The organism is Bacillota bacterium (genome assembly GCA_012837335.1).
Classification (GTDB): Bacteria; Bacillota; Limnochordia; order Darwinibacteriales; family DTU012; genus DTU012.
This window is the reverse complement of record DURM01000015.1, coordinates 26,311-41,309: the sequence shown is the minus strand read 5'-3', so window position 1 is coordinate 41,309 and position 14,999 is coordinate 26,311. Positions and strand designations below refer to the sequence as shown.

At 46.5% G+C, this 14,999-nt stretch carries 12 protein-coding genes; 10 read left to right on the top strand and 2 right to left on the bottom strand.

What is annotated here, in order from left to right; all coding sequences use genetic code 11:
- The first annotated feature begins 20 nt into the window (after positions 1 to 20).
- From GX019_02400 to vanZ, 10 genes are all read left to right on the top strand, one after another.
- A complete protein-coding gene (locus tag GX019_02400; protein HHT36009.1) occupies positions 21 to 2,591 on the top strand; it encodes a hypothetical protein in 2,571 nt (856 codons plus the stop codon).
- Between the two features lie 106 nt (positions 2,592 to 2,697).
- Positions 2,698 to 3,102: a hypothetical protein gene (locus GX019_02395; GenBank protein HHT36008.1), complete on the top strand. Its 405-nt coding sequence runs from the start codon at positions 2,698 to 2,700 to the stop codon at positions 3,100 to 3,102.
- A 92-nt stretch (positions 3,103 to 3,194) separates the two neighbouring features.
- On the top strand, positions 3,195 to 4,409 hold the full coding sequence (locus GX019_02390) for a hypothetical protein (protein ID HHT36007.1): 1,215 nt from the start codon (positions 3,195 to 3,197) through the stop codon (positions 4,407 to 4,409).
- 14 nt (positions 4,410 to 4,423) lie between these two features.
- Positions 4,424 to 5,347: a hypothetical protein gene (locus GX019_02385; GenBank protein HHT36006.1), complete on the top strand. Its 924-nt coding sequence runs from the start codon at positions 4,424 to 4,426 to the stop codon at positions 5,345 to 5,347.
- A 157-nt stretch (positions 5,348 to 5,504) separates the two neighbouring features.
- Positions 5,505 to 9,203 (top strand): hypothetical protein, encoded by a 3,699-nt coding sequence (locus GX019_02380; GenBank protein HHT36005.1) that lies wholly within the window; start codon positions 5,505 to 5,507, stop codon positions 9,201 to 9,203.
- A gap of 21 nt (positions 9,204 to 9,224) precedes the next feature.
- Positions 9,225 to 10,670 carry a hypothetical protein gene (locus GX019_02375; GenBank protein HHT36004.1) on the top strand — a complete coding sequence of 482 codons (1,446 nt, stop codon included), beginning with the start codon at positions 9,225 to 9,227 and terminating at the stop codon, positions 10,668 to 10,670.
- A gap of 6 nt (positions 10,671 to 10,676) precedes the next feature.
- Positions 10,677 to 11,369, top strand: coding sequence for a CpsD/CapB family tyrosine-protein kinase (locus GX019_02370; protein HHT36003.1), 693 nt, complete (start codon positions 10,677 to 10,679; stop codon positions 11,367 to 11,369).
- 9 nt (positions 11,370 to 11,378) lie between these two features.
- Complete coding sequence (locus GX019_02365) at positions 11,379 to 12,140, top strand: hypothetical protein (protein ID HHT36002.1); 762 nt, start codon at positions 11,379 to 11,381, stop codon at positions 12,138 to 12,140.
- 12 nt (positions 12,141 to 12,152) lie between these two features.
- Positions 12,153 to 13,055 (top strand): ParB/RepB/Spo0J family partition protein, encoded by a 903-nt coding sequence (locus GX019_02360; protein ID HHT36001.1) that lies wholly within the window; start codon positions 12,153 to 12,155, stop codon positions 13,053 to 13,055.
- 59 nt (positions 13,056 to 13,114) lie between these two features.
- Positions 13,115 to 13,552 (top strand): VanZ family protein, encoded by a 438-nt coding sequence (gene vanZ / locus GX019_02355; protein HHT36000.1) that lies wholly within the window; start codon positions 13,115 to 13,117, stop codon positions 13,550 to 13,552.
- Here the strand turns inward: vanZ and GX019_02350 are convergent.
- Together GX019_02350 and thiI are read right to left on the bottom strand one after the other, a co-directional pair.
- Positions 13,549 to 13,734 carry a hypothetical protein gene (locus GX019_02350; protein ID HHT35999.1) on the bottom strand — a complete coding sequence of 62 codons (186 nt, stop codon included), beginning with the start codon at positions 13,732 to 13,734 and terminating at the stop codon, positions 13,549 to 13,551. The two genes, vanZ and GX019_02350, sit on opposite strands and share 4 nt — an antisense overlap.
- Positions 13,735 to 13,813: 79 nt before the next feature.
- Complete coding sequence (gene thiI / locus GX019_02345; protein ID HHT35998.1) at positions 13,814 to 14,995, bottom strand: tRNA 4-thiouridine(8) synthase ThiI; 1,182 nt, start codon at positions 14,993 to 14,995, stop codon at positions 13,814 to 13,816.
- Positions 14,996 to 14,999: the final 4 nt, after the last annotated feature.

Here is a 14,999-nt window from a genome sequence, read left to right as displayed (position 1 = left end):
ATTTTAGGAGGTTATCGCTGATGAACTTGAAAAGAGTTTCAGTAGTATTAGCAGCAGTATTAGTTCTCGCTATGACTACATCTGTTTTCGCAAGCAATCCGTTTTCAGATGTACCGGCGCACCACTGGGCTTATGATTCAGTAACTAAACTTGCTGCGGTAGGTTTGGTTGAAGGTTACCCTGATGGTACATTCGGTGGGACCAGAACAATGACTCGTTATGAAGCTGCTATGGTATTCGCGCGTGCCTTAGCAAGATTGGAAGCTTTAGTTGAAAGCCAGGTTATCTCGAATACCGCTGGCGTTCAAGAGCGCATCACTGCAGATATTTTAGCTGAGTTAGAAACTATTACAAATGAACTGGCTGAATTAATCGAGGCTAAACTGGCTGAGCTGGACATTGCAGTTCAAGAAGCAGTTTCTGCTAAAGATGTTGTTGAAATTCAACCGGTTGAGCGTCCGTTTGTAATGACTGAAGAAGCTGAAGCTGTTATCGCTGCATTAGTTGGCGAGTTAACTAAAGAATACTTAGCTGAAGCTAAAGAATTAGCTACCGAAACAATCGTCGAAACTGGCGTAATTGAAAGAGTAGTTGTAGAAGACGTTGATGAAGATGTTGTTAGAGCTATCGCTGAGGAAGTTTTAGCTTCCAGCTTATGGGCAATCGAAGAAGATATCTTCAATAATGCTCAGTATACTAAAATGGTTACCAACAGACTTTCTGACCGTTTAGACCGGGTAACCAGAGAAGTTGACTTGATTTCTGCTGACTATGTAACTGGTGAAGAAGTAGATGCAAGATTCTACGACCTGGAATACGTAGTTGAAAGCAATGCTGATTACGTTCAGATGGTCACAAGCCGCATTAACGACCGTCTCGGCCGCGTAACCAGAGAGGTTGATGTTCTGAAAGCTGCGCACGCTGAAGATATCAACACTGTTAACGGCTTAATCGCAGCTCTTGAAGGCGATGTAACTGCACTTCAAAGCGCTTTGGATGCAGAAGTACTGGCATTAGCCAACACATTTACTGCTGTTAACAATGAATTTGCTGAAGAGCTTGCTCTGCTTGGAGTGCGCATTGATGATTTAGAAAAACTGTATGCTGGCCTTGACAGCCGCGTAGCTGATGTTGAAGCTGCTGTAACAGGCGTAGAAGCAGCTGTAACAGGCGTAGAAGCAGCTGTAGCTGAGCTCGATGCTAAAGTTGACGAAGCTACTAAAGTTAAATTATCCGGCTCCATCAATTATGAAACTGGAACAACCAAGGTTTCCACTGTTGTAGGCGACAACAAAGTTGATCTGGACAGTGCTCAAGGTATTCTTAAAGAGTATGAAAAAGATCTGTGGTCCGAAACCAAACTTGAAACCAAGTTAACTGCTCGCCTCAGCGAAGGTACAACTGCCAGCTTAACATTAGGCGGCAAAACTGATCTCCCGGCAAATGTTGCCACCTTTGATAACTATGTACTTGAAGTTGTAAGCGATACTCCGATTAACCGCTTTGCTTTAGGTACTATTGGCGGAGATGTTCCAAAGAGATTCGATACCAACGCATTGAGTGTTAAACCAAATAGAGCGGTTCTTGCTGACATCGCTTTAGGCGATATGGATGTTTATGCCCTTGCAGGTCAAAGAACTAGCGACGGTATGTTAGCATTAGGTGCTAAGTATTCACTGGTACCAGCATTTGGCTTCAAACTGACCGGTGCTGCTTACACAGATAAGAGCTTAACCTATGCTGATGAAACAGCTGTTGCAGCTGGCCTGTTTGGTACTGTGCTTGGCTTAGACTATGATGTTAAAGCGGTATTAGACCGTTTTGATACCGAAGACGAGATCAGTCTCACAGATGCTATGCTGTTTGACGTTAATCTCGGCGCTGAAATCGGCGTATTGAGCCTTGATGCAAGATGGACCAAAGCTGGTGCAAGATTTGGTGAAGGCAACCTGACCAGCAGAGGCTTCACCGACAGCGATGCTCAAACCAGACTGGCGCTTGACGCTGGCGCAAACCTGTTCGGCATTGACCTGGCTGCAAGCACATACAATGAAAAGAACGCAGCTGGTGACAACCTCATCAACTCCACAATGCTGAACGCTGGATACGAATTGAATATCTTCCTGCCAATCAATCTCTCTGCTGCATATGGCTGGAAGCTCAACGACGATCCTGCAGTTGAAGAAAACGATGTCCACACTCAATTTAAAGTGGGCACAGGCCTAGAGCTGTTCGGTCTCGATGTTGATGGTAGCTTCACATATGCTAACAACTACATCGATGGCGATTGGCGTAATCCAGGCAAGTGGACTGGTAAAGACCTGAGCTTTGTAAATGCTAGTGTCGGTTACGGTAAAGACCTTGGTGGCGCAGCCTTAGATTTAGGCTATAACTTCGAGTTAATTCTGCCAAGGGATGATGAAACCGCTGATGAGTTTGCTAACCAAATGACTCATCACGTAACAGCCGGTTATGGATTTGCTGAAGGTATGAAGCTGAACATGTCAGCTAAGAGAGTTAACATCAACCTCGCTGACGAAACAGCAGAAAACGTTGATGAAATCAAAGCTGGCTTAGGATTCTCCTTCTAGGCTGAAGTTAAAATGCAATAAAAATACCCACACGGCTTCGTGTGGGTATTTTTTACGATCAGAAACAATTAATGCTTTGCGAATAGGATACATTAAGGGGATAATTATGGACTCCAGAGAAACAATTATGGCTGTTGATCCCGGTAGTGAAAAGTGCGGCTTGGCGATGGTGCGGGGGGAAGAAATCCTGGTCAAGGAGATAGTGCCTCGAAAGCATCTTGTCGAGAGGATAAAAACTCTCATGACAGAAGCCGGTCCCATTGTTATTGGGGATAGAACCGGCAGCAGAGCATTTATCCAAGAACTAGTAGATAAAATTCCGGAAGCAGCTGAACGAATTGTGACAATTGATGAGCACCTATCAAGCGTTGAAGCCCGTTCCCTTTATTGGAAGTATAATCCACCGCGGCGGTGGCGGAGACTTCTGCCTGTTTCGCTTCAGACACCACCGGTACCCATCGACGACTATGTCGCAGTGATTTTGGCTCACCGTTACCTATCTGGTAAATAAAGGAATTTAGACAAAAATCTTGAATTGGGGAGGTTTCTGGACACCTTTGGCGAAATTTAAATCAGGATAAATATCAGAATGGGGGGGTTGTTGTGAACAAACGAATTGTCATCATTTTTATGTTGGCAATGGTGATAATGCTTTTGCTGCCGGCAACAACCTGTTATGCCCAGGCCCAGAACACTGAGCAGTGGATTTATGATGCTGTCAACTATTTGGTAGATCAGCCGTTTGGTGATTTATATAGAGATATAAATCCTGAAAACCGCTATCAGGTGTCTTTAGCTGTAGCAAACACAATTCAGAGTATTGATCTGAGCAACAGCTCGCGCATCCAGCGCTTTGGAGTCAGCCGGAAAATCAACCTTCAGGAAATCATTGCTGATTACAATCAAAGGGCTGCGGGAAATATGCGGTTATCAGATCAGCAGATCTTGGTTTTAGCAGCATTGGCTTATGAGTACCGCAGTGAGCTGAATGTGCTCGGCTATTGGATCGAAGATCTGCATCCGATTGAATCCTTAGTTATCGCTTCGGAAGAAACCGCAGCTAAGGAGACTGATTCGCTGATCAATTTCAGCGGAAGCGTGTCAGCACAGAATCTTGCCGTGCAGTCTAATCACAGTCAAGGCGCAGCTTTTAACCGCGAGCGTGTTTTAAGCAAATACTTCGGTGATGAAGAGGAAGACACCCAGATCTTGATTAATAGTTTGGTACCACTCTGGTCGTCAGATTGGTACTTCGGTGCCGGATACTCTTTGTCAGAGGGAGATGCGGAAGATGAGACTACCGGTTATGCCGGGATTATCGGCGAATACTCGATATTTAAAGACATTGTGCTTGAGGGTCAATACCTCCATAATCTGTCCCAGCCACTGGAACCGGGAATTTTCCAATTAGGTGCTCGAGGCCGGTTTGGCAATATGGAGCTTAGGGGATTAGTGCAGACCGAGGACAATGTTGAAGAAGGAACAAAGGCTAGTTTAGATTTAACCTATGGTGGTCCCAATACTCTCTCAATTAGAGCGGGATATAATGCTAACTTAAAGACAATTTCTCAGCTCAGTACCAGTATCGATGTTGACATCCCGATCTCTCAAGGCCGCCTTACACTTGGTGTCTCGCAGGAATGGAATCAAGAACGCGATCCGAGTGAGGATGACTCAGTTAAGGGGTCTGATCAGACTAAGGCCTCGATTGGGTTTAATTATGATTTTTCGCAGGAAATGTCATTTAAGTTAGATTACCGCTTGATTGATTTCAGCGATGTTGATCGGGCGTTTGCTGGTTTTTCCATCAGATTCTAACAAGGAGGAACATTATGAAGTTTAAATTGATTAGCTGTCTAGTAATTGTAGGCATTCTGGCTGCACCTTTTACAGTTGCGGCTCAGTCCACCACCTCTCCTCTAGCAATTCTCAATGACTTAGAAAGAGTGCTGTATGGTGAAGCCCAGAGCGGAGCCCTTCTCAGTCGGGTCGAAGAGATCGAGCTGGAAATTTTTGGTTCAGTTCAGTCCGGTCCAGTGATGACCCGCATCGACCGCATTGATGAGTATTTATCCGGTGATATTCAAGGAACAGGCCTTAAACTGCAGTTAAACTTGGTTGAATGGGGTTTTTTAGAACAGCTAACTGCCAATGAACCACTGATGAGACGGCTGGAGAGAATTGAGTTAGAATTTATTGGTGAACCACAGCCGGGTCCTATTGTAGAACGTCTTGAGCAGCTGATGCTGTTTATCTGGGGGACAACTAAGCTGGATATGGAGCCAGTAAAGATTCCCGCTTCTACTTTGGTTGAAATTCAGCTGCTGACTACAGTCGATTCAGCGGTAAACAAGGTAGGAGACCAGGTAAAATATAAGGTTGCATCTGATGTGATTATCGACGGCCGGATTGTTATTCCTAAAGGTGCCCAGGGAATCGGTCGGGTAACAGAAGTTGTAAGTGCCGGGAATCTCGGTAAGAATGGAAGAATTGTCATTGATTTTGGATCAATCCAATCCTTTGATGGGCGCAATATTAGATTGGCAATTTCTGAAAAAGCACTGGAGCAGAATACTCGCTTAGAACTGGCTGCCGGTGCGAGCATGGCAGGAGTTCTGCTGCTTGGTCCAATTGGATTAGTAGGCGGCTACTTCGTTAAAGGCCAAGATGTCAAAATTCAAGCAGGTTCGAAGTTCTTTGTTGAAACTGAACTTGATTATCAGGCATTGGGATTTAGATTAGTTCCAGCGCGGTAAAAACATTTAATTTGCCTAAAATTACGAAAAACCGCTGGCAAAGCGGTTTTTCATTTTGGAAATGCGATTCATGCAGGATAATGGATCGTTGAGGACGAAGAAAAGCTGAAGAAAAGCTATAATTTGGTACGAATTATTAGTTTGTGGGGGTTGTCCAATGAACGGTTTAGAAACAGCAAAGTTACGACTATCACTAATTATCGCCTTGTTGATGTTCTTGACATGCTCAATCGCAACAGCTGCTGCAGTTAACTACCAGCTGGACACAGGAGATGTGCTGGAAATTACAGTTTGGGGACACCCAGAATTACGAACAGTTGTTCAGGTTAGACCTGATGGCTATATTACATTCCCACTAGTGGGTGATCATCTAGCCACGGGTAAGACAACGACCCAAGTTGCGCAGGAGATTCAATCAAAACTGCAGACTTATGTGGTCGAGCCAAGCGTGACTGTTATTATTACCGAATTTAGAACAATTCGGGTTCAGGTGCTTGGAGAAGTCCGTACCCCTGGGTACTATCGATTGAAAGCAGATGACCGGCTGATTGATGCGATTGGACAAGCCGGAGGGCCTAATCAGGACGCCCTGCTTTCTGAAGTAACTGTTACGCGGATGACAGGTGAGGCTGCTTCGAAGGAGACCTATGATGTAAGTAAGTACATAAATGACGGCGCAGCTGACCACAACCCAGCTTTAAAGGATGGAGATGTGATTTATATTCCGAAGTCCGGTCACGCGCTGGTGTTAGGTGCGGTAGCGAAGCCCGGCAGTTATCCGATTCAAACAGACATGGATTTGCTTGATTTGATTGCCGTCAGTGGCGGCGCTTTAACCGGAGCCGATCTTTCCCAAGCTGTGCTCACCCGTAAGAAAGATGGCGCTCATGTGGATTATACTGTTGATCTGACCAGTGTCATGCAGTCAGGCAAAGGGACATGGTCGGTTCAGGCTGATGACGTGCTGTTTATTCCGGAAAAGAAGGAAGTCATCCTTTTCGGGGAGGTTAGAACTCCGGGCAGCTACTCAATTGAAACAGGTACTACGCTGGTTCAGCTGATTAGCGAGGCTGGCGGGGTAACTGCCATGGGTGATGCAGCTCGGGTCAGCATAGTGCGCATCATCGGTGAACAAGAGGAATCTTTAACCGTTGATATCAGTGATACTTTGTCTGGAAAACCGGGAGCCAATCCCCGCCTGTATCCCGGTGATATTATTTATGTTCCAGAAATATTGAATACAGTTTTAGTGCTTGGCGAAGTGCGTCAGCCTGGGGCATTTGTTTTAAAAGAACAGATGGGTATTTTTGACGTGCTTGCCCTAGCAGGTGGTACCAATGATTCCGCCGCTTTAGAGCGGATAACAATTACACGCCAGTCTGAAGCTGAAGTATTAGTTCAGGAAATTGATCTTACTAAGCTGCAGGGTACCGGAACCGGCAGAGAGATTGAACTGCTGCCAGGCGATGTTATTTTTGTACCGGAGGGAGCTCCTCAGGCTCTTGTCCTTGGACGAGTTGCAAGACCAGGGAGCTACCGCCTTACCGATCGGACAAAACTGCTGGATCTTTTGGCTGCAGCTGGAGGTCCGCTGGACAGCGCGGGAGACCGCATTCTCTTAACTCGCAATGAATCAACTGTAGAAATAGATTTAGGTGCCCTTACTAGATTGGGAATCGGCAACCAGACCATACTCCCGGGTGACGTTGTTTATATTACTGAGGGCAAGCATCAAGTTCTGGTTCTTGGAGAAGTGGCTAACCCCGGCTACCACCGCCTGGATTTCGGTGATCGGGTGCTTGACGGCATTGCCAAAGCTGGCGGTCTGCTTGATACTGCTGCCGCTGATCAGGTTAGTGTTACTCGGCAGGTAGAAGAGCAAGCAGAAGTTTATACCGTTAATTTAGAAGACTTAATGCGCAACCGCTTCTTGGACACTAATTTTATGCTTGAAGGCGGCGATGTGATTATAGTTCCTGAGGCAAGACGCTATGTAATGGTCTTAGGAGAAGTGGCCAAACCGGGCTACTATACTTTTGGACCGGATCAGCGCCTGCTGGATGTCATTGCGCTCGCTGGAGGTGTGACCAGCAGCGCTGCAGCTGACAGTGTCCAGGTCAGTAGAGTTGATGCCGATGATAATTCCAGCGCAGCGGTATATGATCTTGACGCAGTAATGAAGGGTTTAAGCAGCGATAATCCGCTGGTGCAAGCAGGAGATGTTGTCTATGTGCCCGAGCGCAAAACCTCTGTGCTGGTATTTGGCGAAGTTGCTTCACCGGGTTATTATCCTGTAACTGCCACTACCAATCTCTTGGATGCGATTGCCAGGGCAGGTGGTCTGACAGATCGAGCAGCAGCAGATCAGGTGAGCCTGACTCGAATTGTCGATGGGACAACCATGATCGAAACGATCGATCTGCAGTCAATTATGGAATCCGGGCATGGCAATATTCCACTGTCCGGTGGCGAGATGATTTTAGTGCCAGAGCTGGATTTAGAAGTGTCAATCTTAGGAGAGGTCAGAGCTCCGGGTCGATATACTATTCGGCGCGGGGAAAAACTCCTGGATGTTCTGGCTAAGGCAGGCGGACTGACTGATCGAGCTGCAGTTGCTGCCGTGAGTCTAACTCGGATAGTTGATGGAGCAGCTTCGATCGAAGTAATAGATTTGGAGCCGGTGATGGAAACCGGACAGGGAAATGTTCCCTTAACCGGTGGCGAGATGATTTTGGTTCCGGAGCTGGATCTAGAAGTATCTATCTTAGGTGAAGTTAGGACACCAGGTCGTTACACTATTCGCAGCGGCGAGCGGCTCCTCGATGTTTTGGCTAAAGCGGGCGGATTGACAGATGATGCCGATCCAGTGCTGACAATTACCCGCAGCAGAGGCAGCGAGCAGACAATCTATACCGTTGATTATCAACAGCTGGTGCGGTCCGATGGAGCGGAGCTGAATATGGCTGTGTTGGGTGGCGATATCATTCATGTTCCCCGCTTAAACCGCAGGGTACTGATTTTTGGGGAAGTAGCCCGACCAGGTGCTTATACTATTGATGAGTACACAACTCTGCTGGACCTAGTTGGATTAGCAGGAGGGCCCACTGAGCGGGCTAAGCTTGATGAGGTGATGATCGCAGCAGCCGCTGGAGGAACAGAAGTGAATTATTTAGATTTAGGAGCGGTGATTGCGAATCAGCAGCCGAACCCGTTATTATCCGGAGGAGAGGTAGTGCACATTCCGCAGGCGCGCCAGGTGCTGGTGATGGGAGAAGTGGCTCGGCCAGGAGCGTTCACTCTGCCGGAGGGAAGCCGTATTCTCGATCTGCTGGCATTGGCAGGAGGCCTAAAAACAAATATCAGTCAGCAGGAAATCGTCATAACTCGCCAGGAAACCGAAGGTGAGCAGGTGTGGATTACCACCTATCAAGCGTTGATGAGCAATCAGAGCGAACACAACCTTCTCCTTGCTGGCGGAGATGTAGTATTTGTTCCGGAGTTAAGCAGACAGGTCCTGGTTCTCGGAGAAGTGACCAGACCAGGAGTATATACAATTTATGAGGGAGCTCGTGTGCTAGATGCGATTGCGATGGCTGATGGACCGACAGAGCGGGCCAATCTCGGTGCGGTTGGCATTTATCGTGGAGAGGATTTGACTGTGCCGTCAACCCTGGCAGTGGGACAAGAACGGGTTCTGTTCCAGGGTGATGCCAGGGAAAACCCGGAAATTATGGGTGGAGATATCATTTATGTTCCTGAAACTGCAAAACCTGATTGGAATAAGATTCTTGGGTTAATGAGCGGGGTAAGGACATTCCAGCAAATTATAATAGATTGGTTTAAACCAGGTCGTTAGCCAGTGGGAGGTGGGTTGCAAATGGAAATGGAAGAAATGGATTTACTAGAGCTGTGGAACATATTGATGAAGCGCAAGCTCCAAATTATCCTCTGTTTCATCGTTGCAGTTGTGGCCGCTGGGGTGATCAGCATGTATATGGAGCCGATATATCAAGCAACTGCAACCCTAATGCTGAAAAATGAGAAGGCCAGCACATTAGCGGCTTTGGATCCATTGGGAGCATTAACTGGTTCTTCACAGGCAAATGTAATGCTGCAGAACTATATCTATATGCTGACCAGCCGCACAATGCTCACTGATGTTCTTGAAACCATGGGCATAAACCCGGTTACAGGTGATGATTTGCGAGCGGTCAACAATGCTCTGACTGTTCAGCAGGTTACCGGAACCGAAATTCTCGAAATTAAGCTTGAATCACCCGATCGGGAGTTTGCCGCTGATTTCGTAAACACACTGAGCCAAAAGTTTATCGATACAACACGCGATGACAACCGCTCAGATTTAAGGACTGCCAGGGAATACTTGGCTGAGCAGATTGAAATCGTGGCTGCTCAGCTGAAAGAGGCAGAGGAAAAGCTGCGGTCCTTCCGGGAGACCGAACGGGTTATTCAGCCGATGCAGGATTCGTCCCTGCTGGTGCAGCAGTACGTGCAGTGGGATACCGAGCTTACTCAAACCCAAATCGCTCGCATAGAAGTTGAGCAGCGCTTAACTCAGATTCAGGAGAAACTGCTGGCGCAGGATGAGATCATTATTTCTTCAACAACCATCCAAAACAACCCACTGGTCCAGAGCTATCAGCAGCGGTTGGCTGATCTGGAAATTGCTCTGTCCGGTGCCCGTGAACTGTATACGGAGCGCCATCCGGAGGTTTTAAGTCTGCAGGCAGAGATCCAAGAGGTCCGCACTAAGCTGGCTAATGAAGTGGAGCGGGTGATTGCCACTGAAACCCAGACAATTAACCCGATTCACAGTCAGCTGTACAGCCAGCTGATTTCTACTCAGGTAGAATTAGTGGCGATCAATGCTAGAGAACAGGCGATTTTGGAGCAGAGAAATGCGCTTGAAGGCCAGTACACCAATATTCCAGAAAAAGAGCTGGAGCTGGTGCGGTTGATGCGCGAAGTGAGCGTTCATGAAGATATCTATCTAATGCTCATGACTCGTTATGAGGAGATCAGGATTAACGAGCAGATGCATTCCGGAAATCTGCAGATAGTGGATCCCGCTGTTGTACCTCACAATCCAATTAAACCGCGGGTGAAGTTGAACATTGCCATTGGCGGCGTGCTTGGCCTGTTTGTCGGAGTGGGTCTCGCATTCTTACTGGAATTTGTAGACAACACTATTAAGACCAAAGAAGACGTAGAAAGAGTTTTAGGTCTTCCGGTGATCGGTCAGATACCGGAATTCGAGTCCAATGGTAAGAGTAAGATCAGATTCAAGCAGAGTGTAAGGATGTGATATGTTATGCCTAGACCCGATGAGCGCAGATTAGTTGTGCAGGAAGACCCGAAAGCTGTTAGTTCCGAGGCGTTTCGAACTCTGAGAACTAATCTGCAGTTTGCTTCGCCTGATGTTGAGTTGAGAGCAGTATTATTCACCAGCCCCGGGCCAGCAGAAGGCAAATCAACGGTGAGCTCAAATTTAGCTGTTTCTGTTGCCCAGACAGGTACTGAGATTGTCTTGGTCGACAGCGACCTGCGCAAACCGACAGTCCATAAAATATTTGGTCTGAATAATTCTGTTGGTTTAACCAGCGTTTTAACAGGTCAGATTAAACTAGAAGACGCTGTACAGAAAACCAAAATAGATGGTTTATCTGTGTTAACCTCTGGACCGATCCCGCCTAATCCGGCGGAACTGCTTCAATCCAAGTCGATGAGAGGCATTGTTGAGAGGTTAAAACAGGAGCATGAGCGAGTACTGTTTGACGCACCGCCGGTGCTCCCGGTTGCCGATGCCATGATTCTGTCTGCCTATGTTGATGGAGTTATCATGGTGATTCCAGCTAATCATGTGCCCCGTGAAATGGCTGTGCGAGCTAAAGAACTGCTGGAGAACACCAATGCCAGACTCCTGGGCGTCGTTCTGAATCAGGTGAAATACTCGCGGGATGGCGAGCAGTATTACTATAACTACTATACATCAGAAAGTAAATAGGTGTACTAAATGATCGATCTGCATTCGCATATCTTACCGGGCATTGATGATGGAGCAAAAGATCTTGAGATGGCTTTAGAAATGGCCCAACAGGCAGTTGCGCGGGGCATTAAAGCTGTTGCCGCTACGCCCCACTATCTTAAGGTAACCTGGTCAGAGGTAAAGAACAAAACGAACGAACTGCGGCTCCTACTTACGGATCATGGAATTGAGCTTGAAGTAATAGCCGGAGCGGAATTATATATAGATCCAATGTTTATTGACCTTCCGGCGGGCGAAATACCTACTTATAACGATACTGGACGCTACTGTTTAGTTGAGTTTCCCATGATGGAATTTCCGGCGTATATTGATCAGGTTCTGTTCTCACTCCAGGTTAAAGGTATTACTCCGATTATTGCGCATCCGGAGCGCTACCAGCGGGTAATTCGTGAGCCAAATTTGGTTGCTGAATGGATTGAAGCGGGTTCTTTAATCCAAATGAATGCCAACAGCGTGCTGGGGTTATTTGGTGAAAAGGTTATTAAGACAAGCAGGATCATGCTGGAGCACAACATGGTACACTTTATAGCTAGCGACGCCCACTCAACCGGGCGCCGTGGTTTTTGTTTAGACAGCGCTGCTGAAGCGGCAGCCAAGATAATTGCACCAGACGATGTGGAAAAACTAGTATCTTCAAATCCAGCCCTCGTTATTGCAGGGGAACCAATAGATATACCGGAGGTAAGATATTACCAGCCGCGCAAGCGATTTTGGTTTTTTAGGAAATAGGGGGGTCTAAAATTGAATATGGTGGAACTGCCACTGGAGCAGATTACTGTACCAGCTGATCATGTGCGCTCAAATCTGGATCAAGTTAAACTTGAAGATTTGAAAAACTCAATCGCAGAGGTAGGTCTGCTTCAACCCATCATTGTGATTGAAGATGGTGAGCACTACCGACTAGTTGCCGGTGCTCGCAGATTAGCTTCCTGCATTCGCTTGGGTTATGAGACTATTCCTGCGCTGGTGTTGAGTGAGGATGCATCTGTACGTCAGGTTCAGATTATCGAAAATATCCAGAGGGAAGATCTGAATCCTGTGGATCGAGCTGTAGCAGTTCAGCTGTTTATTCAGGAGAATAAGCTTTCAGTTCTGAAAGCCAGCCAGAAATTGGGAGTGCCGCGGACAACAATCAATGATTGGTTGGCTGTACTTGATTTGGACGAGAAGTATCAAAATGCAGTAATCAACAACTATTATGGCGGGAGTTCACCATTAACGCTTTCTCATGTAAGTTTGGCAAAGCGTTTTGCCAACAAAGTGGGCAGCGAAAACATGCTTAACGTGGTTTTGGATGCCATTCTGTATTATGGTTTAAACCGCGCTGAAACAAGGCGAGTACTCAAATTAGTAGAAAGTGCTAAGGATCTCAGTATAGATCAAGCAGTGCGGATGGTCCGATTGATTCCGCGGAAACGCGATTCGAATGAGGAGCCTCCCAGTTGGAGTGTGGAAAAACTGGTTGACTCTCTATCTAAGTCCGGTGATTATTTAGTCAAGACAAAACCGGATGATCTTAGGCAGTTGGACGATGAGCAGCGGAAGGAATTAGCCCGGAGGGCTAGGGCACTGCAGAGACTGCTGGACGAGGTTTTAGAGGCAGTAGAGGAAGATACACATATAAAGCGCTCAATCCTGATATAATACTGAGAAAAGGCAAACCGGCTTAAGAGGAGCCGGTTTGATGGGAATGGGGAAATGGTTTGGTTGTAATTAGATGGTTGTTAGTAACAGCTTATGTCGCCTTTATCTTCATCTTTTCGCAAAGTCCTGCTTCCAGTGCCGGATCGATGGCTGATTGGCTGCTTAATATGTTTCCTTTTCTTGATAACTACGATCTTGGTATGGTTGTGCTCTATCTGCGCAAACTGATTCACATCGGCGGATATTTTCTTGCTGCAGTTTTATTCTATGCAGCTGCAAAAGTATCGCCTCGCTTGGAAAGATTTCCGGCACACACAGCTTTCATTTTGGCAGTGCTGCTCGCTGTCTGCGATGAGAGCTACCAGACCAGGCTCACTCACCGCTCGGGCACTGTCAGTGACATTTTTATTGACTTAGTCGGAATTAGCTTGGGAATTATCAGTGTCAAGGTCTACCAGAACTTCAAAGGCAGACCAAAAAAAGCTTCCAGCAGTTAATGCGCTGGAAGCTTTTTTGATAACAGCACACTCCGCTCGGGCAGTGTGAGTGATACATCTTCAAGCTGTCTGATGTAGTTTTGCTGTTTATTTAACTCTTTTCGAAGCTGAGCGTTTTCTTCTTTAAGCCGGGCAATCTGATCTTTCAGCGATATTATTTCACTTTTAGATACGGATGACATCGCGGTACCTCCCGAAAACTAGCATTTTAAAAAATGCTTCGCTGTTATCTGTCAGAATCCTGCTTTTTTACACAAAATATTAAAATAAGGTAACTGCTTTGGTGATTGTCAGACACTCCGTTTTTTCTACTGCTTCATCGATGAGCGCGTCAATGTCAAATTGACTTTCTGCCTCCAGAACCTGATCGATGCGAGGTTTGGTAGCAGGATTTTTGGGCACAAAAACAGTGCAGCAGTCTTCATAGGGAAGGATTGAGGTCTCGTATGTGCCGATTTTCTTGGCTAAATCAACTATCTCCTGTTTGTCAAGGCCGATCAATGGCCTGAATATCGGCATATTGGTTACAGCATTGATGGTATGAATGCTTTCCATAGTTTGGCTCGCCACTTGTCCCAAACTGTCTCCAGTGATTAACGCCAGTGCTTTCTCTCTTTTAGCCAGTCTTTCTGCAATCCTGAGCATAAATCTGCGCATCAGGGTTATGTTCAAATCAGGATAGCGGCTCTTCTGGAGTACTTTTTGAATTTCTGTAAAGTAAACTATCCACAACTTAATCTCACCGTTACCGGCGTACTTTGCTAAGATTTGAGCTAAGTCAAGCACCTTTTGCTTAGATCTTTCGCTGGTAAAGGGGTAGGAATGAAAGTGGACTGCCTCCAGCGTTACACCCCGCTTCAAGGTCAGATAGCCGGCAGCTGGGCTGTCGATTCCACCTGAGAGCAGAAGCATTCCCTTGCTGGCGCTGCCCACTGGCATACCCCCAAGACCCGGGATTTCCTTGTGATAAAGATAAGCTCCTTCATTGCGGAGTTCGATATTCAGCAGAACATCTGGCTGATGCACGTCGACCTTGAACTCAGGGAAGTTCTGTAAAACATATCCGCCAAGTTCCCGATTCACTTCCATGCTGGTCAGGGGGAAATGTTTATTCGGTCTGCGGGCATTTATTTTGAAGGTACTGCCCTGCGCTTCTGCCATCAGCTTATTAGCTGCCTGTTTAATAGCATCTAAGTCCAGCTCAGTCTTGAGCACAGGCGAAAAAGAAACAATGCCAAACACTGTTTTTAAGGAGTCAACAACTGCCTGCCAATTTTCGCCGCAGTCGATGTAGACTCGGCCGTATGCCTTTCTAATGCCCCCATAATCCAGATCCTTTAATGCATATTTGATATTTCTAATCAAGATGTCTTCAAATTTGGATCTATTTTTGCCTTTGAGGCTGATCTCTCCGTATTTGAGTAGAATTGTATGATACATCATGTTC